Genomic DNA, 16,728 nt, shown 5'->3' on the forward strand with positions numbered 1-16,728 from the left:
TCGACGCCCACCCCCTGCTGCGGGGATGGGCGTCGAATCAGGTGCTGGCCGAGCCGTTGTCGATCAGGCCAGCGTCGCCACGTCGATCACGAAGCGGTAGCGCACGTCTGAGGCGAGCACCCGCTCGTAGGCCTCGTTGATGTAGTCGGCCGACACGAGCTCGGTCTCGGGCGCGATGCCGTGCTCGGCGCAGAAGTCGAGCATCTCCTGGGTCTCGCGGATGCTGCCGATGCCCGAGCCTGCAAACGAGCGGCGGTTGCCGAACAGGCTGAAGACCTGCACGGGCAGGGGCTCGGGCGGCGCGCCCACACTCACGAGAGTGCCGTCGAGTCGGAGCAGCGACAGGTACGCGTTGATGTCGATCTTGGCGCTCACAGAGTTGACGATCAGGTCGAACGTGTTCGCGAGCTTCTCGAACGTGGCCGGGTCGCTCGTGGCGTAGTAGTGGTCGGCGCCGAGGCGCAGCCCATCCTCCTGCTTGCTGAGGCTCTGCGAGAGCACCGTGACCTCGGCGCCCATGGCGTGTGCGATCTTCACGGCCATGTGTCCCAGCCCGCCCATGCCGACGACCGCGACCTTCGATCCCGGACCGACCTTCCAGTGGGCGAGGGGCGAGTAGGTGGTGATGCCGGCGCACAGCAGCGGGGCGGCCTTCTCGAAGGGGATGGACTCCGGCACGCGGAGCACGAAGTCCTCGACGACGACGACGTGGGTCGAGTATCCGCCCTGCGTGATGGTGCCGTCGCGGTCGACCGAGGCGTAGGTGCCGGTGTTGCCCTTCAGGCAGTACTGCTCCTCGCCGGCGAGGCAGTTCTCGCACTCGCGGCACGAGTTGACCATGCAGCCGACGCCGACGCGGTCGCCCACCGAGTGCAGCGTCACCTCGGAGCCCACCTCGGTGACGGTTCCCACGATCTCGTGTCCGACGACCTGGGGGTAGGCGATGTCACCCCACTCGCCGCGCACCGTGTGGATGTCGGAGTGGCAGATGCCCGAGTAGGCGATCTCGATCAAAACGTCTTTGGCGCCGACGTCTCGGCGTTCGATGGTGGTTCGGGAGAGGGGTTCGGTGGCTGAGGTCGCGGCGAACGCGTTCACTGTAGGCATAGAGAGATTATCTCGCGTGATGCCCGTGCATCGGCCGGGAGCGCGGACTGTGATACGGGTCCGCCCATTCAGGCCTCGAAGCGGGCCAGCCACGTCGTGAGGAGCGATTCGAGCTGGTCGACCTGGTCGCGCGTGAGTCCGTCGAGCAGTTCGCGCTCGTTGTCCATGTGCTCGGTGAACACCTCGTCGATCAGGCGTCGACCCTCTTCGGTGAGCCCCACGACGCGCGAGCGCCCGTCCCTCTCGCTCACGCGGCGCGCCACGAGACCGGCGCGTTCGAGCCTGTCGACCCGTTTCGTGATGGCGCCCGTGGTCACCATGGTGTGCGCGGCCAGTTCGCCCGGCACGCGTTCGAATGGATGGCCTGCCCGACGCAGGGCGGCGAGCACATCGAACTCGCCCTCTCCGAGTCCGTGACGCGCGTACACCTCGACGATGGAATCGGTCAGATGCATGCCCACGCGGTGCAGCCTGCCGATGACGCCCTGTGGCCGCACATCGACATCGGGCCTCTCGCGCTCCCACTCCTGCTGGATTCGGGCCACGTGGTCGGGCTCGCTGGACTGCTGATCTTCTGGCATACCGTCATATTACCTTCCACGGAAGATATAATGGTTTCCATGGAAGCTATATCGAGCGGACGCACGATTCGCCGGCCCGTCATCTGGGCGCTGGTCACCGCGGTGGCGCCGGCCGCCTGGGGTACGACCTACTTCGTCACCCGGGAGTACCTGCCGGAGGGATATCCGCTGTACGGCGCACTGATCAGGGCGCTCCCGGCGGGGCTTCTGCTGCTGGCGATCGTGCGCCGTCGCCCTCACGGATCGTGGTGGTGGAAGGCGGTCGTTCTCGGCACGTTGAACATGGGAGCCTTCTTCGTGCTGGTCTACCTGGCCGCCCAGCTGCTGCCCACCAGCGTCGCGTCGACCGTCATGGCCGCCGCTCCCGTGGTGATGATGCTGTTCGCCTGGGCTCTCCTCGGCGCGAGACCGCGCGTGGCGCAGATGCTCGCGGCGGCCGTCGGCATCCTGGGTGTCGCCCTGCTGCTTCTGGCCGGCACGCGCGCCGTCGACCCGGCCGGCGTTGCCGCATCCGTCGCGGCCCTCGCGATGTCGTCTCTCGGCTACGTGCTCGCCCAGAGATGGAGCGCCGGCATTGACGCCGTCTCGCTGACCGCGTGGCAGCTCGTCGCCGCCGGCCTGATCCTGGCGCCGATCGCCGTCGCGGTCGAGGGCGCGCCCCCGGCGATGGATGCCACGACCTGGCTCGCGTATGGATACATCAGCATCGTCGGAACGGCCGTGGCCTTCGTGGCCTGGTTCACGGGGCTGCGCCATCTCGGTGCGGGAACGGTCGGACTGATCGGCCTGCTGAACCCGGTCACGGGTGTGCTCCTCGGAACCCTCGTCGCGGGCGAGCTCCTGACCGCACGGCAGCTGCTCGGCGTGCTCATCGTGCTCGCCGCGGTGGTGCTCGGCCAGCCGGGAATCTCTCGTGCACTCGTGCGCCTGCGTGCTTGGATGAGGGTATGACAGACATCATCCCCGCCGACTACGCCGAGCTGCTCGAGAACGCCAACTACGGCCACCTGGGAACGATCCGCCCCGATGACACCGTGCAGGTGAACCCCATGTGGTTCCTGCGCGACGGCGACACCCTGCGCTTCACGCACACGACGAAGAGGGCCAAGTTCAGAAACCTGCAGCACAATCCGTCGATGAGCCTCTCCGTGATCGACCCGGAGAATCCGTTCCGCTACCTCGAGGTGCGAGGGCGACTCATCGCCGTCGAGCCCGACCCCACCGGGGCGTTCTACGTCGTGCTCGGAAAGCGTTACGGCAACGCCGAACAGACGCCGCCGCCCGACTCCGCTGATCGTGTCGTTCTCGTGATGAGCATCGAGAAGAGCACGAAGCAGTAGCCGACCGCGCGGCGCCGTTCGGCGCGGGTCAGTCGCGACCGTAGCGGGGGCGATCCTCACGCTTGGCCGAGTTGCCCGCACGATCGGGCTTCAGTTCGATGAGCTTTCCGCTGATGCGCGTGTTCTGCAGGCGGTCGAGCACCTCGCCCGACAGATCGGACGGCAGTTCGACCAGCGAGAAGTCGGGTCGGATCTGGATGGCGCCGAAGTCGCCCCGATTCAGACCGCCCTCGTTGGCGATGGCACCGACGATCTGGCGCGGTTCGACCTTCTGGCGCTTGCCGACCGCGATGCGGTAGGTGGTCTTCGGTCCCGAGCTGCGGGGCGCACGGTCGGGTCGGTCGCCCCGGTCGGGGCGCTCCCACTTGTCTCCGTGGCTGCCGCGTTCGCCGCGGGCCGGACGGTCGTCGCGGAACCGGTCCGGGCGGTCCGACCGTTCGGGTCGCTCGCGGGAGTCGCGTTCGAACCGCGGCGTGCGCACGGGTTCCGGATCGAGCAGCAGGGGAGTGTCGCCCTGGGCGACGACAGCGAGCGCCGCGGCGACATCGCCCTCCGGCACATCGTGATGCTCCACATAGTGGCCGACGATGTCGCGGAACTGCTGGATCTGCTCCGGCTGGCTGAGGGCCGCGGTGATCGCGTCGTCGAAGCGGGTGAGTCGCGTGGCGTTCACGTCGTCGACGCTCGGCAGCTTCATCTCGGTCAGCGGCTGCCTGGTCGCCTTCTCGATCGCGGTCAGCATGCGTCGCTCGCGCGGCGTGACGAAGCTGATCGCGTCGCCCGTGCGGCCGGCTCGACCGGTGCGGCCGATGCGGTGCACGTACGACTCGGTGTCGATGGGGATGTCGAAGTTGACGACGTGGCTGATGCGCTCCACGTCGAGACCGCGCGCGGCGACGTCGGTGGCGACGAGGATGTCGAGCTTGCCCGACTTGAGCTGGTTGACCGTGCGTTCGCGCTGGGCCTGCACGATGTCGCCGTTGATCGCTGCAGCGGAGTATCCGCGCGCACGCAGCTTCTCGGCCAGCGTCTCGGTCTCGTTCTTGGTGCGGGTGAAGACGATCATGCCTTCGAAGTTCTCGGTCTCGAGGATGCGGGTCAGCGCGTCGACCTTCTGCGGATACGACACGATGAGGTAGCGCTGGGTCGTGTTGACCGAGGTGGTGGTCTTGTTCTTGACCGTGATCTCTTCGGGATCGTGAAGGTACTTGGCCGAGATGCGTCGGATCTGCGACGGCATCGTGGCCGAGAACAGTGCCACCTGCTTGTCGTCGGGGGTGTCGGCGAGGATCGTCTCGACGTCTTCGGCGAAGCCCATCTTGAGCATCTCGTCTGCCTCATCGAGCACCAGGTACTTCAGCTGCGAGAGGTCGAGCGTGCCCTTCTCGAGGTGGTCCATGATGCGTCCGGGAGTGCCGACAACGATGTGCACGCCGCGGCGCAGGGCCGAGAGCTGAACGCCGTAGCCCTGGCCGCCGTAGACCGGAAGCACATGCACGCCGCGCAGGTGGGAGGCGTACTTCTCGAACGCCTCGCAGACCTGGAGGGCGAGTTCGCGGGTCGGAGCGAGCACGAGCGCCTGCGGCGTCTTCTGCGAGAGGTCGAGGCGGGAGAGGATCGGGAGGGCGAATGCGGCCGTCTTGCCCGTGCCCGTCTGGGCGAGGCCGACGACGTCGCGGCCGTCGAGAAGGAGGGGGATCGTTGCCGCCTGGATCGCGGACGGGGTCTCATAGCCCACGTCTTTCAGCGCTTTGAGCACTGCGTCATCGAGGCCAAGATCGGAGAATGTCTGCTCGGCCTGAGCGGCGTCGGCCTCGGTCGGGCCGGAAATTGTAGAGGATGCCATCCCTCAACGGTAGTCCACACCGCGGAGGCGGGCGTCAGGTGGGGCGTCTGGCTCTCGGCAGGCCCTCGACGACCCGCTCGTAGGAGTTGACGATCAGGTCGGTGATGAGCTGCGGATCCGCGTCGGGACCGATTGTCACCGTCACCCAGTGACGCTTGTTCATGTGGTAGCCGGGCGTGATCCACGGGTAGTCCCTGACCAGGGCCTCCGCATGAGGAGGATCGGCCTTCAGAGTGACCGTCACGGGCTCTCCGTCGAGGTTCATGATGGCGAAGACCTTGCCGACAACCTTGTGCACGCTCGTCTCGGGGCCGAAGGGGTTCTCGTTCCGCGTGGCCGGCAGGGCGTCGCAGACCGCGAAGACGTCGTCTCTCGAGAACAGCTCTGCCATGATCCGAGCGTACAGTTGGCCTACTGCCCATGAACAGCTATCACCTGCCCCCGTCGAGGCCGGTCGCCAGGCCGGTCTCCCGTCGCGCGCGACTCGCGCGGCGCATCCTGGGTCTCACCGCAGGAGCGGCTGTGCTGGCGCTGGCCGCCCTCACCGCCATCGCACCTGCGCCCTCGATGCCGCAGGATGAGCCGGCTCTAGCGAACTCCACGTTGGCCGGCCAGGCCGACGAACAGGTGCTGGACCTGCCGGCGGGCGTCACGCAGGCATCCGTCGCCCGCGATTCGTTCGCAACCGTCGCCGGCGTTCAGGGGCTGGCGGCCGGAAGCACGAACCGTGACTGGGCAGAACTCGTGCTGCTCCTCGGCGACTTTCCGCGCACCGACGACAACGTCACGGTGATGCTGCGATGGATGCGACAGGAGAACGGCCCCGACAACTGGTGGAACCGCAACAACCCGCTCAACAACGGCTGGGGGTCCGGCGGCAACAGCGGGCTGGGAAGCTATGACACGCTGGTGATCGCCGCCGAGAACGCGGCGGAGGCGCTGCACAGCAACCCCGGCTATGCGGGCATCGTCGCAGGATTCTCGTCGTCGGCTCCGACGGCGCAGATCGAGCAGGCCATCTGGGCGTCGCCGTGGGCGACGAGCCACTACGCCAACGGTGCCCACTGGTCGTACACGCCGGTGCCGATCATCGAGTCGCCGCCGGGAACCTGGTGACCCCGAGGGCTAGACCGAGACCGACGCCATCGCCTCGGCCGTGAGCTCGACCGAACGAAGGCGCGCGGGCAGCTCGGGGGACTGGTGGGCCAGGATCAGCTCGTCGGCCTGCGCGTGGCGGGCGAAGTCGTCGAGGTAGTCGCGCACCTCTGTCGGGGTGCCGACCGCGGAGTAGGTCATCATCGAGGCGATCTGGCGACCGTTCGGCGTGGTGAGGAACTCGTCGATCTGCGCATCGCTGTAGTCGGGAGTGGCCGGACCGCGCGAGATCATGCCGCGCACGCGGGCCCGTCGGGTCGTGGCGGCCTGCTCCACCGCATCGTCGTGGTCGTCGGATGCGACCACGTTCACGCCCGCGATGACGTGGGGCTCCGCCAGCTGCGCCGAGGGCCGGAACCCGCCGCGGTATGCGGCCACGGCCTCGTGCAGCGCATCCGGTGCGAAATGCGACGCGAACGCGTAGGGCAGGCCGAGCTGCGCGGCGAGCTGGGCGCCGAACAGCGACGAGCCGAGGATGTAGAGGGGCACGATGCCGCCGGCCCTGGGCACCGCCTGCACGCCGGGGATGCGGGAGTCTCCGCTGAGGAAGCCCTGCAGCTCCACCACGTCCTGGGGGAAGGAGTCGGCCGACATCGGGTCGCGACGAAGCGCCCGCATCGTGTTCTGGTCGCTTCCGGGAGCACGGCCGAGGCCCAGGTCGATGCGGCCCGGGAAGAGCGTCTCGAGGGTGCCGAACTGCTCGGCGATGGTGAGCGGCGAGTGGTTGGGCAGCATCACGCCGCCCGAGCCGAGACGGATCGACGAGGTGTGAGCGGCCACGTAGCCGATCAGAACGCTCGTCGCCGACGAGGCGATGGTGGGCATGTTGTGATGCTCGGCATACCAGACCCGCCGATAGCCGGACCTCTCGGCCGCCTGCGCCAGCGCGACGCTGCCTTCGAAGCTCTCGCGGGCCGTCTGGCCGGGGGCGATGGGAGCGAGGTCGAGGATGGACAGCGGAATCGACATGGAGTGGCAGCTTTCGTATCGGAGTGCGGACGGCGAATGCGGAGAGCGCCGTTCACCTCCTCAACGACTCTCAGCTCCCGGACATTCCACGACTGGCGAACACGGCGACCGCGATGGCGATGACGATGAGGTAGCCGAGAAGGCTGAGGTATCCGATGACGAGGCCGATGACCGCCATGACCCGACCCTGCTCGCCGGTTCTTCTGATCTGCGCGAGCGAGATGTGGCCGAGAATGATCGGCACCACGGCCAGGCCGAGGATGCTCGTGACCAGGCTCACGATCGACAGAACGTTGGTGCGCGGGTTCTCCGTATAGGCATCCATGCGCGTCACGTTACCCCGATTGGTAACGAATCGGCATCGCCGCCGATCGCCTCCAGCGCGCCGATCGCACCGGCGCAGGTCAGCCCATACCCCCGTTCGAGGGACGTTTTCGGATCGACATGCGTCGGATAGCTGTTACCGTTGACCCCGGTCAATTGACCCATCACCCCAAGACGCGCGTCCGCAGGCATTGCCGCGGGTTCGTACGGTGAAGCCGTGACGAAGCGCTCTCATGATGGCTTCTGCCCGCGCTGCATTCCAGCGTCGAGAGCGGTTACGGCAACCCGTCTGCGAGCACAGAACACCTCTGGCGACCGCATTTAAGAGCCGCCGGACGTGACGGAGATTCTTCACGTGACATCGACTATCCCGGCATTGAAGGCCGAAAACCTCTACAAGGCGTTCGGCCGCCGACCATCCGACATCGTCGACCGGCTCCGCTCCGGCAGCTCGAGGGCGGAGGTGTCCGCACTCGGCACGGCCGCGGTGATCGACGCATCCTTCGACGTGCAACCCGGTGAGATCTTCGTGGTCATGGGCCTGTCCGGCTCGGGCAAGTCGACGCTCATCCGCATGCTGAACGGGCTGCTCGACGCGACCGGCGGCAGCGTGACGATCGGCGGGTCCCCGATCACGGGCGTGCCCAGGGCCAGGCTTCGCGAGATCCGCCGCCAGCGGGTCTCCATGGTCTTCCAGCACTTCGCACTGCTGCCGCATCGCTCCGTCCTCGACAACATCGCCTACGGCCTCGAGATCCAGGGCGTAGGCAAGGCCGAGCGGATGCGACGGGCCCGCGACATGGTCACCACGGTCGGGCTCGACGGCTGGGCCGATTCGCTTCCGGGCGAGCTGTCCGGCGGAATGCAGCAGCGCGTCGGCCTCGCCCGCGCCCTCGCCGCCGACACCGATGTGCTGCTGATGGACGAGGCGTTCTCGGCCCTCGACCCGCTGATCCGCCGGGAGATGCAGGAGCAGCTCATCGAGCTGCAGCAGAAACTCGGAAAGACCATCGTGTTCATCACGCACGATCTCAACGAGGCCATGTTCCTCGGAGACAGGATCGCTGTGATGCGCGACGGACGCATCGTGCAGATCGGCACCCCCGAGGAGATCCTCACCGACCCGGCGAACGACTACGTCGCCCAGTTCGTGCAGGATGTCGACCGCGCCCGCGTGCTCACCGCCGCCAGCGTGATGGAGCAGGCCCGTGCCGTGCTTCCGCTCTCGGCCGGCCCCCGCGCCGCGCTGCGCATCATGCGGGACCTGCAGACCTCCGCGGTGTTCGTGACCCGACGCGACCGCACCCTGGCCGGCGTCGTCCGCGACCGCGACGTGCTCCGTCAGGTGAAATCGAACCAGAACGACCTCGAGGCCATCCTCCGGCACGAGGCCACCATCGTCCCCTCCGACGCGCACCTCGTCGACCTCGTCGAGCCGTCGGTCGGCAGCGACCTGCCGATCGCGGTGGTCGGTGACGACGGTCGACTCCTCGGTGTCATTCCCCGGGTCACGCTGCTCGCGGCGCTCGGCAACGTGTCGACGAACACGGCGGATGTTCCGGTGCAGCTGCCGCCCACGACGCTCACGCTCGAGGTCATCACCGAGACCCTCCGCGAGTCGACGACGGAAGGGGTCGTGCGATGACCGACTTCCGTCTCGACCTCGGAACCTGGGTCGCCGGTTTCATCTCCTTCGTCACCGATACCTTCGGCGGCGTCTTCGACGTCATCCGCGCCATCTTCCTGGCCGCCTACGACGTGGTCGACCTGCTGCTCGCGTCACCGCCCTTCTGGGTGGTGATCGTGATCGCCGCGGTTCTCGGCTATCTCGCTCGAGGATGGAAGTTCGCGCTCGGCACGGCCGTGGGCCTCTTCGTCATCGTGAGCGTCGACCAGTGGGAGAACGCCATGGACACCCTGGCGCTCGTGCTGGTCGCGAGCGTGCTGGCGGTGCTGGTGAGCATCCCTCTCGGGATCTGGGCGGCAACGTCGTCGGTCGCGTCGCGGATCATCCGCCCCGTGCTGGACTTCATGCAGACGATGCCCGCCTTCGTGTATCTCATTCCGGCGCTCATCCTCTTCCGCGTCGGCGTCGTTCCCGGAATCGTGGCGACGGTCATCTTCGCCCTGGCTCCCGGGGTCAGGTTGACCGAACTGGGCATCCGGGGGGTCGACACCGAGATCGTCGAGGCAGGACAGGCCTTCGGCGCGTCCCGCTGGCGGATCCTCCGGCAGATCCAGCTGCCGCTGGCGCGCCCCACGATCATGGCCGGTGTGAACCAGGTGATCATGCTGTCGCTCTCGATGGTCGTCATCGCCGGCATGGTCGGCGCCGGGGGACTCGGTGCGCAGGTGGTCGCCAGCCTGAACCGCATCGACGTGGCTCTCGGATTCGAGGCCGGCCTGTCGGTCGTGATCCTCGCGATCTACCTCGACCGTCTGACCGCCGCCCTCGGCACCGGCGAGACCGTGCTGGGCAGGATGCTCGGCGCCCGCATCCTGCGCCGCCGCTCGTCGGCCGCCCCTGTGGCACCGGAGCGTCACGCGGTGCCGGAGCCGGAGCGCGCAGACCCCGCCCTCGTCTGACCGGCGGCGGCTCGCAGATCTTTTCTCACCCGACGGGTGGCCCATCCGGTCGCCCAGAACAGGAACACCCATGAAGAACAGCACTCGCATCATGTCTCTGCTCGCCCTCTCGACCGCGGGCGTGCTCGCGTTCGGCGGCTGCGCCGCCACGGAGGCCGAGGTCGTCGGAGACGGCAACACCGACCAGAAGAAGCTGAGCCTCGCCGTGTTCAACGGCTGGGACGAGGGCATCGCCGCGTCCGAACTCTGGAAGGCGATCCTCGACGAGAAGGGATACGACGTCGAACTCGAGTACGCCGACGTCGCACCCGTCTTCTCCGGCCTCTCGACCGGCGACTACGACCTCACGCTCGACGTCTGGCTGCCCGACACCCACGCGTCGTACCTCGACGAGTACGGCGACGACATCGTCGACATCGGCGCCTGGAACGAGGAGTCGAAGCTCACCATCGCCGTGAACGAGGACGCCCCCATCGATTCGCTCGCCGAGCTCGCCGACAATGCCGACCTCTTCGACAACCGCATCGTCGGCATCGAACCGGGCGCCGGCCTGACGAAGGCGACGACCGATCGGGTCATTCCGGGTTACGGCCTCGAAGACATGGAGTACGTCACGTCGTCGACCGCGGCCATGCTGACCGAGCTCACGAGCGCCACCGACGCGGGCGAGAACATCGTCGTGACCCTCTGGGAGCCGCACTGGGCCTACACCGACCTGCCGATCAAGAACCTCGAAGACCCCGAGGGAACGCTCGACTCCGTCGAGAGCCTGCACGCCTTCGCCAAGACCGACTTCGAGAAGGACTTCCCGCAGGCCGCCGAGTGGATCGGCGACTACGAGATGGACCTCGAGCAGCTGTACTCGCTCGAGAAGGCCATGTTCGTCGACTACGACGGCCAGGACTTCGGCCCCGTCGTCGAGAAGTGGATCTCGGAGAACCGCGACTACGTGGACTCGCTGACCGCCGAATAAGAGGGGCGCGAGATCTCGGGGCGGCGTCGGGGGAGTGACGCCGCCCCTCACGCGCGGGTAGCCTGCCCCTATGGCGAGCGAAGCGGCACACATCACGGTTCCCGGGCCCCACGGCGATCGGGAGGTTCGCATCTCTTCTCCGTCGCGAGTCCTGTGGCCCGAGGCGGGCATCACGAAGCTCGACCTCGCCCGGTATCTCGTGGCGGTGGGCGGGCCGTTCATCGAGGCCAACGGAGACCGTCCGGTGTCGCTGCAGAGATTCTCCGGGGGCATCGACGGCGAGCAGTTCTTCTCGAAGAACCCGCCGAAGGGGACTCCCGACTACGTGCGCAGCGAGATGGTCGTCTACCCGAGCGGCCGAACGCATCCGCAGCTCGTGCTCGACGAACCGGCCGCCGCCGTCTGGGCCGCCCAGATGAACACCATCGTGTTCCACCCGTGGGCGTCGCGAGCGGAGCGCAGCGACTACCCCGATCAGCTGCGCATCGACCTCGACCCGCAGCCCGGCACCGATTTCGACGACGCCAAGCCCGTGGCCGTCGAGCTGCGCGCGGTGCTCGGCGAGGCCGGGTTGGATGCCTTCATCAAGACCTCGGGAAACCGCGGGCTGCACGTCTTCGCACCCATACGGCCGGAGTGGGAGTTCCTCGAGGTCAGGCACGCGGTGATCGCCGCGGCCCGCGAACTCGAACGCCGGATGCCGGATGCCGTCACCACGCACTGGTGGAAGGAGGAGCGCGGCGAGCGCATCTTCGTCGACTACAACCAGGCCAACCGCGACCGCACGATGGCCGGAGCGTACAGTCCGCGAGCGCTCGCCCACGCTCCCGTGTCGTGCCCGATCGAGTGGAGCGAGCTCGATCGCGCCGACCCGGCGGAGTTCACCATCCTCACCGTTCCCGAGCGCCTGTCGACCACGGGCGATCCCTGGGCCGCCATGGGCGAGAAGCCCGCCTCGATCGACGTGCTCCTCGAATGGTGGGCTCGAGATCTGGAGAACGGCCTCGGCGAGCTTCCCTTCCCCCCGGACTACCCGAAGATGCCGGGCGAGCCGCCGCGGGTGCAGCCGAGTCGGGCGAAGAAGCCGTCCTGATTCGTCGGCGGCCGGCATCCGCCGTGTTTCACCGGTGTAAAGAATGAGTAACGGTCCGACACCCCCTATTGGGGGCACGTTGCTGTCTCCCTAGGCTGGCGCAACCGGCCCGCAGCCGCGGGCCACATCATCAGGGGGACCCTTGCAGAAGAAACAACGACGTTCACGTTCCGCCTTCGCCGCGATCGGCGCCACCGCTCTCGCGGGGGCCATGGTCTGGGGTGGCGCGACATCCGCATCGGCCGTGGACCAGGACGCATTCGCCGATACCGTCACCGTCGACGCGATCATGGCGCGGCTCGCCGACCTGCAGGCCATCGCGGATGCGCCGGGCAACGACGGCAACAGGGCCGCGGGAACACCCGGGTACGAGGCGAGCGGCCAGTACGTCGAGAGCGTGCTCGCGGAGGCGGGCTACACGACCTCGCGGCAATACTTCACGGTGACGGTGCAGACCATCGTGTCGCAGGCGGTCGCCATCGGCGGCGAGACGCTCACGCCCGAGCAGGCCATCCCCATGACCTACACGCCCGGAACCGAGCCGATCACCCTCGACGCGATTCTGCCGGCCGTCAGCACGGGCTGCAGCGGGGAGTGGGACGGCATCGACGCCGCGAACCGCATCGCCGTCGTGAGCCGCGGAGTCTGCTCGTTCACCGAGAAGTCGATCGCTGCGGCCGATGCGGGTGCGAGCGCCCTCATCGTCTACAACTCGGAGGCGGGTCCGCTCAACGGCACGCTCGGCGAAGTCACGCCGGGCACGGTGCCCACGTTCGGCATCGAGGCCGACCGGGGCGCCGCTCTCGTCACGGCCATCGGTGCGGGTGCCGTCTCGATCTCCGTTGCCCTCGACGAATCGACCGGGCCGGTGACGACCTTCAACGTGATCGCCGAGACGCCGACCGGGCGTGCCGACAACGTCGTGATGCTCGGTTCGCACCTCGACAGCGTGCCGGAGGGACCGGGCATCAACGACAACGGAAGCGGTTCCGCGACCCTGCTGGAGGTCGCGGTGCAACTCGCCGAGCAAGGCGAGCTGAACAACAAGGTGCGCTTCGCCTGGTGGGGTGCCGAGGAGCTCGGCCTCGTCGGGTCCACCCACTACGTGGAGGACCTGGTGGAGAACGACCCCGCAGCCCTCGACCGCATCGCCACCTACCTCAACTTCGACATGGTCGGTTCTCCGAACTACATCATCGGAACATACGACGCCGACGAGTCGAGCGTCCCTGCCGACGTCGACATCCCCGCCGGGTCGATCGAGACGGAGGACGTGTTCGAGAACTACTTCACGTCGATCGGCCAGCCGTTCGTGGGTACGTCGTTCGACGGACGCAGCGATTACCAGGCGTTCATCGACAACGACATTCCGGCCTCCGGACTGTTCACCGGGGCCGACGATGTGAAGACGGAGGAGGAGGCGGCCCTGTTCGGCGGCGTCGTCGGCGAGACCCACGACCAGAACTACCACCAGGCCGGCGACAACCTCGCGAACATCAACGAGGAGGCACTCGGCATCATGTCGAGGGCCATCGCGTTCGCCACGGCGTCGCTCGCGAACGACACCGTGCTGATCAACGGGGTGGCCGCGCCGACGCCGGTCGAGGCGGCTCCGGCGGCGCCGGCTCCCGCCGCACCGCAGCCCGCTCTCGCTGCCACGGGATCGGCCGACGCGGTTCCGCTGCTCGCGGTCTCGTCGCTCACCCTGCTCGTCGGGGCCACGATGGTCGGGCTCCGCGCCCGTCGTCGCTACTCGAGCACGGCTCCGAAGTCGTAGGCGACGGGAATCTCGAGCTGGTCGAACGTGCACGAGCGGGCGTCGCGGTCGGGCCGCCAGCGGTCGAACTGCACCGTGTGCCGGAACCGCGATCCCTCCATCTGGTCGTAGCGCACCTCGGCGACGATGGTGGGCTCCAACCGCACGAATGACACGTCCTTGCCCGAGGAGAAGCGGCTTCGCTCGCCCTCGCCTGTGACGACCGCCCCGTCGGAGTCGCGCATCACGGCGGGCTCGAGCTCGGAGACGAGCTCGAGCCGTCGTGCTGCGGTGAACGTCGAGGCGCCGCCCACGCTTCGCAGCTCGCCCGAGTCGTCGTAGAGGCCGAGAAGCAGAGAACCGACGCCCTTGCCGCTCGCGTGCACCCGGTAACCGATGACGACCACGTCGGCGGAACGATGGTGCTTCACCTTGAGCATCACGCGTTTGCCGGGGGAGTACGGGGCGGCCAACGGCTTGGCGACCACTCCGTCGAGCCCGGCGCCCTCGAACTCGACGAGCCAGCGCCTGGCGGTGTCGGCATCCTGCGTCAGCCGGCTCAGGTGAAGGGGCGCGACGGCCGAGCCGAGCAGATCCACCAGCGCACTCCGCCGCTCGGAGAACGGCTGCTCCATCAGCGAGTCACCGTCTCTCTCCAGCAGATCGAAGGCGACGAAACTCACCGGTGTCTCGCGCGACAGGGTCTGGATGCGACTGGCGGCCGGGTGGATCCGTTGCGAGAGCGCGTCCCAGTCGAGGCGTTCACCGCCCGGGGCGCCGCGCCGCAGCACGATCTCCCCGTCGATGACGCACGGCACCTCGAGCTGTGAGAGGAAGGCATCCACCAGCTCGGGAAAATATCGGGTGAGCGGCTTCGACCCGCGGCTCGTGATCTCGACCGACTCGCCGTCGTACGAGACGATTCCGCGGAAGCCGTCCCACTTGGGCTCGTAGCCGAGCCCGCCGGCGACGCTGTCCTGGTCGGGAAGCTCGGGAACGGACTTCGCCAGCATGGGCGCGGGGCCGGGTGCAGAAGAATATGACATGAGCCGATCCTGCTCCGTCGGCGTCGCAACGCCAACCCCCTTGTCGGCGCCGACAGCAACCCCCTGAGCGGATCTCCGCGCCTGTCTAGCATGGGGCCATGACGGAACATGATGGACCGGACGCGGCGCACCGGCGCCCGGAACGCTTGGACGATGCGACGGTCGAGGCGTTGGGAAAGCTCTCGGAGGCACTCGAGATCGTGGAGCAGGCCCGCGGTGAGCTGTACGCTTTTCACCGCCTGACAGGAATGGGCGACCTCGCGCTGGGTAAGGCCGTCGAGCTGCTCAGGGGCGCCGGGCACGACGAGATGGCCTCCCGCATCGAGGCCGAGCTGGTCGGGCGCAACGTCATCGAGGGCCGCTGGACATTCCAGATCGTCGAAGACTACGACGACGGGTACTACACGGCATTCCGCGACGCCGAGGCGTCAGCTCGGTCCGAACTCGCCGGAGGGCGCCGTCACCTCTTCGAGGCGGAGATGAAAGAGGATCGGCGCACCCGGGGCAGGCGCCACCACGAGGCGCTGCCGCCCGGCGACTGAGCTAGTTCTCGAGGTCTTCCTCGTCGGACAGCGCGAAGTCCTCGATCTCGGCGCCCTCCGTGGTGACGGATGCGTCGGCCGTGCCCTCGTCGAGAGTTCCCGTGCCGTCGGGGTACCCGGCCGCGTCGGGGTACTCGTCGCCTTTGCCGGGGCGTGCTGCGGATTCGTCGTGTGACATCGATGTTCTCCTTCGTCTGCATGATCAGGATGACACGGCGGGCTCGTGTGCGACAGGCCGAGTTCACCCGGCTGTGCACGGAGTGCACAGGGGTTTAACCGTGAAATCTCAGGAGTACTGCGCATACTTGCCGCTTCGCCCGCGAGCAGAGAACATCGCCCGGGCGCACCCGACACCGATTCGTCACGCCACGAGACCTCGCCCCGCTTACCCGGTTGCGTCACACGGTCTCGTCCCCTCCGGACAGACAGAGCACCACGGGGAAAGCGAGCGCCCTGGCACGGCCGCGCCCGCATTCGGCATGCCGGTCGAAGATCCATTGGACGACATGCACCACGCTTCAGACACCGCCTCCACCCCGACCGCGGCAACCCGATCCGCTGCCACCCGACGCGAGCTGGCGAACGTCCGCCGCAGAACCGCCCGCAAGAGATATCTCGCTGCAACTGCCATCGTGGCCGTCGCGGGAACGCTGGTCGGCACGGGGTTCGTCGTGCAGGCGAACTCGGCGGAGCAGGAGAGGGTGGCGGCGACGGCCCAGCTCTCGAGCGGAACAGGCCTGGAACGCGATCAGCTGGGCGTCTACGAGGTCATTGCGAAGGCCCAGGCGAACGAGAAGGCGAAGAGCACCATCGACGACGCGAACCAGGTGATCGCGGCCGTGCAGGACAAGGTCGACACGACCCCGCTCTCTACGACGGTGGCCTCGCTCGCCGCGTACCAGTCGCTCGACAGGGATACCGTTCTGTCGCTGGTGAAGCAGGCCTCCGATGCGAAGGCCAGCGTTCAGGCCGCGGCGAGCGAAGCGGATCAGGCTGCCGCCGATGCCGCGGCCGCCGCGGAGGCTGCAGCCGCCGAGGCGCTGGCGGCCGGCAACACCGTCGCCGGCGCGAAGGCCACGGCCCAGGCCCTCGGGGCCTCGAAGTACGGCTGGGGCGACGACCAGTTCTCGTGCCTGGTCTCCCTCTGGCAGAAGGAGTCGGGCTGGAACTACCAGGCCGAGAACGCATCCAGCGGTGCGGCCGGAATTCCGCAGGCGCTCCCGGGAAGCAAGATGGCCTCGGCCGGTTCCGACTGGGAGACGAATGCGACCACTCAGGTGATCTGGGGACTCGACTACATCAAGCGCGGCTACGGCACCCCCTGCGCCGCCTGGTCGCACTCCCAGTCCGTGAACTGGTACTGATTTCCGCGCATCGCAACCCGTAGGTTGCCTTAGACTTGCGGCACCA

19 protein-coding genes are annotated in these 16,728 nt (G+C 67.9%); 10 read left to right on the top strand and 9 right to left on the bottom strand.

All coding sequences use genetic code 11. The features are described from left to right. Nucleotides 1-63 precede the first annotated feature (63 nt). On the bottom strand, nucleotides 64-1,107 hold the full coding sequence (locus QCD70_RS04265; RefSeq protein WP_301213944.1) for an NAD(P)-dependent alcohol dehydrogenase: 1,044 nt from the start codon (nucleotides 1,105-1,107) through the stop codon (nucleotides 64-66). Nucleotides 1,108-1,175: 68 nt separating this feature from the next. Then, a complete protein-coding gene (locus tag QCD70_RS04270) occupies nucleotides 1,176-1,688 on the bottom strand; it encodes a MarR family winged helix-turn-helix transcriptional regulator (protein WP_301213945.1) in 513 nt (170 codons plus the stop codon). A gap of 39 nt (nucleotides 1,689-1,727) precedes the next feature. Here QCD70_RS04270 and QCD70_RS04275 point away from each other — a divergent pair, with 39 nt between their 5' ends. Together QCD70_RS04275 and QCD70_RS04280 are read left to right on the top strand one after the other, a co-directional pair. Beyond that, nucleotides 1,728-2,639 carry a DMT family transporter gene (locus QCD70_RS04275; RefSeq protein WP_301213946.1) on the top strand — a complete coding sequence of 304 codons (912 nt, stop codon included), beginning with the start codon at nucleotides 1,728-1,730 and terminating at the stop codon, nucleotides 2,637-2,639. Continuing rightward, the gene (locus QCD70_RS04280) at nucleotides 2,636-3,028 is read left to right on the top strand and encodes a PPOX class F420-dependent oxidoreductase (protein ID WP_055949911.1); all 393 of its coding nucleotides are present in this window, start codon (nucleotides 2,636-2,638) and stop codon (nucleotides 3,026-3,028) included. Before QCD70_RS04275 ends, QCD70_RS04280 begins: the two co-directional genes overlap by 4 nt. 28 nt (nucleotides 3,029-3,056) lie before the next feature. On the opposite strand, the gene QCD70_RS04285 is transcribed toward QCD70_RS04280, so the two are convergent. Together QCD70_RS04285 and QCD70_RS04290 are read right to left on the bottom strand one after the other, a co-directional pair. Beyond that, the gene (locus tag QCD70_RS04285; RefSeq protein WP_301213947.1) at nucleotides 3,057-4,874 is read right to left on the bottom strand and encodes a DEAD/DEAH box helicase; all 1,818 of its coding nucleotides are present in this window, start codon (nucleotides 4,872-4,874) and stop codon (nucleotides 3,057-3,059) included. A gap of 34 nt (nucleotides 4,875-4,908) precedes the next feature. Next, nucleotides 4,909-5,265, bottom strand: coding sequence for an MmcQ/YjbR family DNA-binding protein (locus QCD70_RS04290; protein WP_301213948.1), 357 nt, complete (start codon nucleotides 5,263-5,265; stop codon nucleotides 4,909-4,911). A gap of 29 nt (nucleotides 5,266-5,294) precedes the next feature. On the opposite strand from QCD70_RS04290, the gene QCD70_RS04295 reads away from it, so the two are divergent. After that, nucleotides 5,295-5,990 carry a hypothetical protein gene (locus tag QCD70_RS04295; RefSeq protein ID WP_301213949.1) on the top strand — a complete coding sequence of 232 codons (696 nt, stop codon included), beginning with the start codon at nucleotides 5,295-5,297 and terminating at the stop codon, nucleotides 5,988-5,990. A 9-nt stretch (nucleotides 5,991-5,999) separates the two neighbouring features. Here the strand turns inward: QCD70_RS04295 and QCD70_RS04300 are convergent, their stop codons facing one another. From QCD70_RS04300 to QCD70_RS04310, 3 genes are all read right to left on the bottom strand, one after another. Next, nucleotides 6,000-6,998: an LLM class flavin-dependent oxidoreductase gene (locus QCD70_RS04300; RefSeq protein WP_301213950.1), complete on the bottom strand. Its 999-nt coding sequence runs from the start codon at nucleotides 6,996-6,998 to the stop codon at nucleotides 6,000-6,002. Nucleotides 6,999-7,068: 70 nt separating this feature from the next. Then, complete coding sequence (locus tag QCD70_RS04305) at nucleotides 7,069-7,323, bottom strand: DUF4190 domain-containing protein (RefSeq protein WP_301213951.1); 255 nt, start codon at nucleotides 7,321-7,323, stop codon at nucleotides 7,069-7,071. Between the two features lie 5 nt (nucleotides 7,324-7,328). Next, nucleotides 7,329-7,514, bottom strand: coding sequence for a hypothetical protein (locus QCD70_RS04310; RefSeq protein WP_301213952.1), 186 nt, complete (start codon nucleotides 7,512-7,514; stop codon nucleotides 7,329-7,331). A 154-nt stretch (nucleotides 7,515-7,668) separates the two neighbouring features. Between QCD70_RS04310 and QCD70_RS04315 the strand changes: the two genes are divergently transcribed. From QCD70_RS04315 to QCD70_RS04335, 5 genes are all read left to right on the top strand, one after another. Further along, nucleotides 7,669-8,967, top strand: coding sequence for a quaternary amine ABC transporter ATP-binding protein (locus QCD70_RS04315; protein ID WP_441004918.1), 1,299 nt, complete (start codon nucleotides 7,669-7,671; stop codon nucleotides 8,965-8,967). Beyond that, complete coding sequence (locus QCD70_RS04320; protein ID WP_301213954.1) at nucleotides 8,964-9,908, top strand: ABC transporter permease; 945 nt, start codon at nucleotides 8,964-8,966, stop codon at nucleotides 9,906-9,908. The genes QCD70_RS04315 and QCD70_RS04320 overlap by 4 nt, the downstream gene beginning before the upstream one ends. 70 nt (nucleotides 9,909-9,978) lie before the next feature. Further along, on the top strand, nucleotides 9,979-10,881 hold the full coding sequence (locus QCD70_RS04325) for a glycine betaine ABC transporter substrate-binding protein (protein ID WP_301213955.1): 903 nt from the start codon (nucleotides 9,979-9,981) through the stop codon (nucleotides 10,879-10,881). Nucleotides 10,882-10,951: 70 nt separating this feature from the next. Beyond that, nucleotides 10,952-11,974 (top strand): non-homologous end-joining DNA ligase, encoded by a 1,023-nt coding sequence (gene ligD / locus QCD70_RS04330; protein ID WP_301213956.1) that lies wholly within the window; start codon nucleotides 10,952-10,954, stop codon nucleotides 11,972-11,974. Between the two features lie 142 nt (nucleotides 11,975-12,116). Continuing rightward, on the top strand, nucleotides 12,117-13,751 hold the full coding sequence (locus tag QCD70_RS04335; protein ID WP_301213957.1) for a M20/M25/M40 family metallo-hydrolase: 1,635 nt from the start codon (nucleotides 12,117-12,119) through the stop codon (nucleotides 13,749-13,751). On the opposite strand, the gene QCD70_RS04340 is transcribed toward QCD70_RS04335, so the two are convergent. After that, nucleotides 13,724-14,776: an ATP-dependent DNA ligase gene (locus tag QCD70_RS04340; protein ID WP_301213958.1), complete on the bottom strand. Its 1,053-nt coding sequence runs from the start codon at nucleotides 14,774-14,776 to the stop codon at nucleotides 13,724-13,726. The genes QCD70_RS04335 and QCD70_RS04340 overlap by 28 nt on opposite strands. Nucleotides 14,777-14,874: 98 nt before the next feature. Here QCD70_RS04340 and QCD70_RS04345 point away from each other — a divergent pair, with 98 nt between their 5' ends. Then, nucleotides 14,875-15,318 carry a hypothetical protein gene (locus tag QCD70_RS04345; protein ID WP_301213959.1) on the top strand — a complete coding sequence of 148 codons (444 nt, stop codon included), beginning with the start codon at nucleotides 14,875-14,877 and terminating at the stop codon, nucleotides 15,316-15,318. A 1-nt stretch (nucleotide 15,319) separates the two neighbouring features. Here the strand turns inward: QCD70_RS04345 and QCD70_RS04350 are convergent, their stop codons facing one another. Further along, nucleotides 15,320-15,496 carry a hypothetical protein gene (locus tag QCD70_RS04350; RefSeq protein ID WP_301213960.1) on the bottom strand — a complete coding sequence of 59 codons (177 nt, stop codon included), beginning with the start codon at nucleotides 15,494-15,496 and terminating at the stop codon, nucleotides 15,320-15,322. 328 nt (nucleotides 15,497-15,824) lie between these two features. Between QCD70_RS04350 and QCD70_RS04355 the strand changes: the two genes are divergently transcribed. Next, nucleotides 15,825-16,682 (top strand): hypothetical protein, encoded by an 858-nt coding sequence (locus tag QCD70_RS04355; protein ID WP_301213961.1) that lies wholly within the window; start codon nucleotides 15,825-15,827, stop codon nucleotides 16,680-16,682. Nucleotides 16,683-16,728: the final 46 nt, after the last annotated feature.

Source organism: Agreia sp. PsM10, from assembly GCF_030433855.1.
Taxonomy (GTDB): domain Bacteria; phylum Actinomycetota; class Actinomycetes; order Actinomycetales; family Microbacteriaceae; genus Agreia.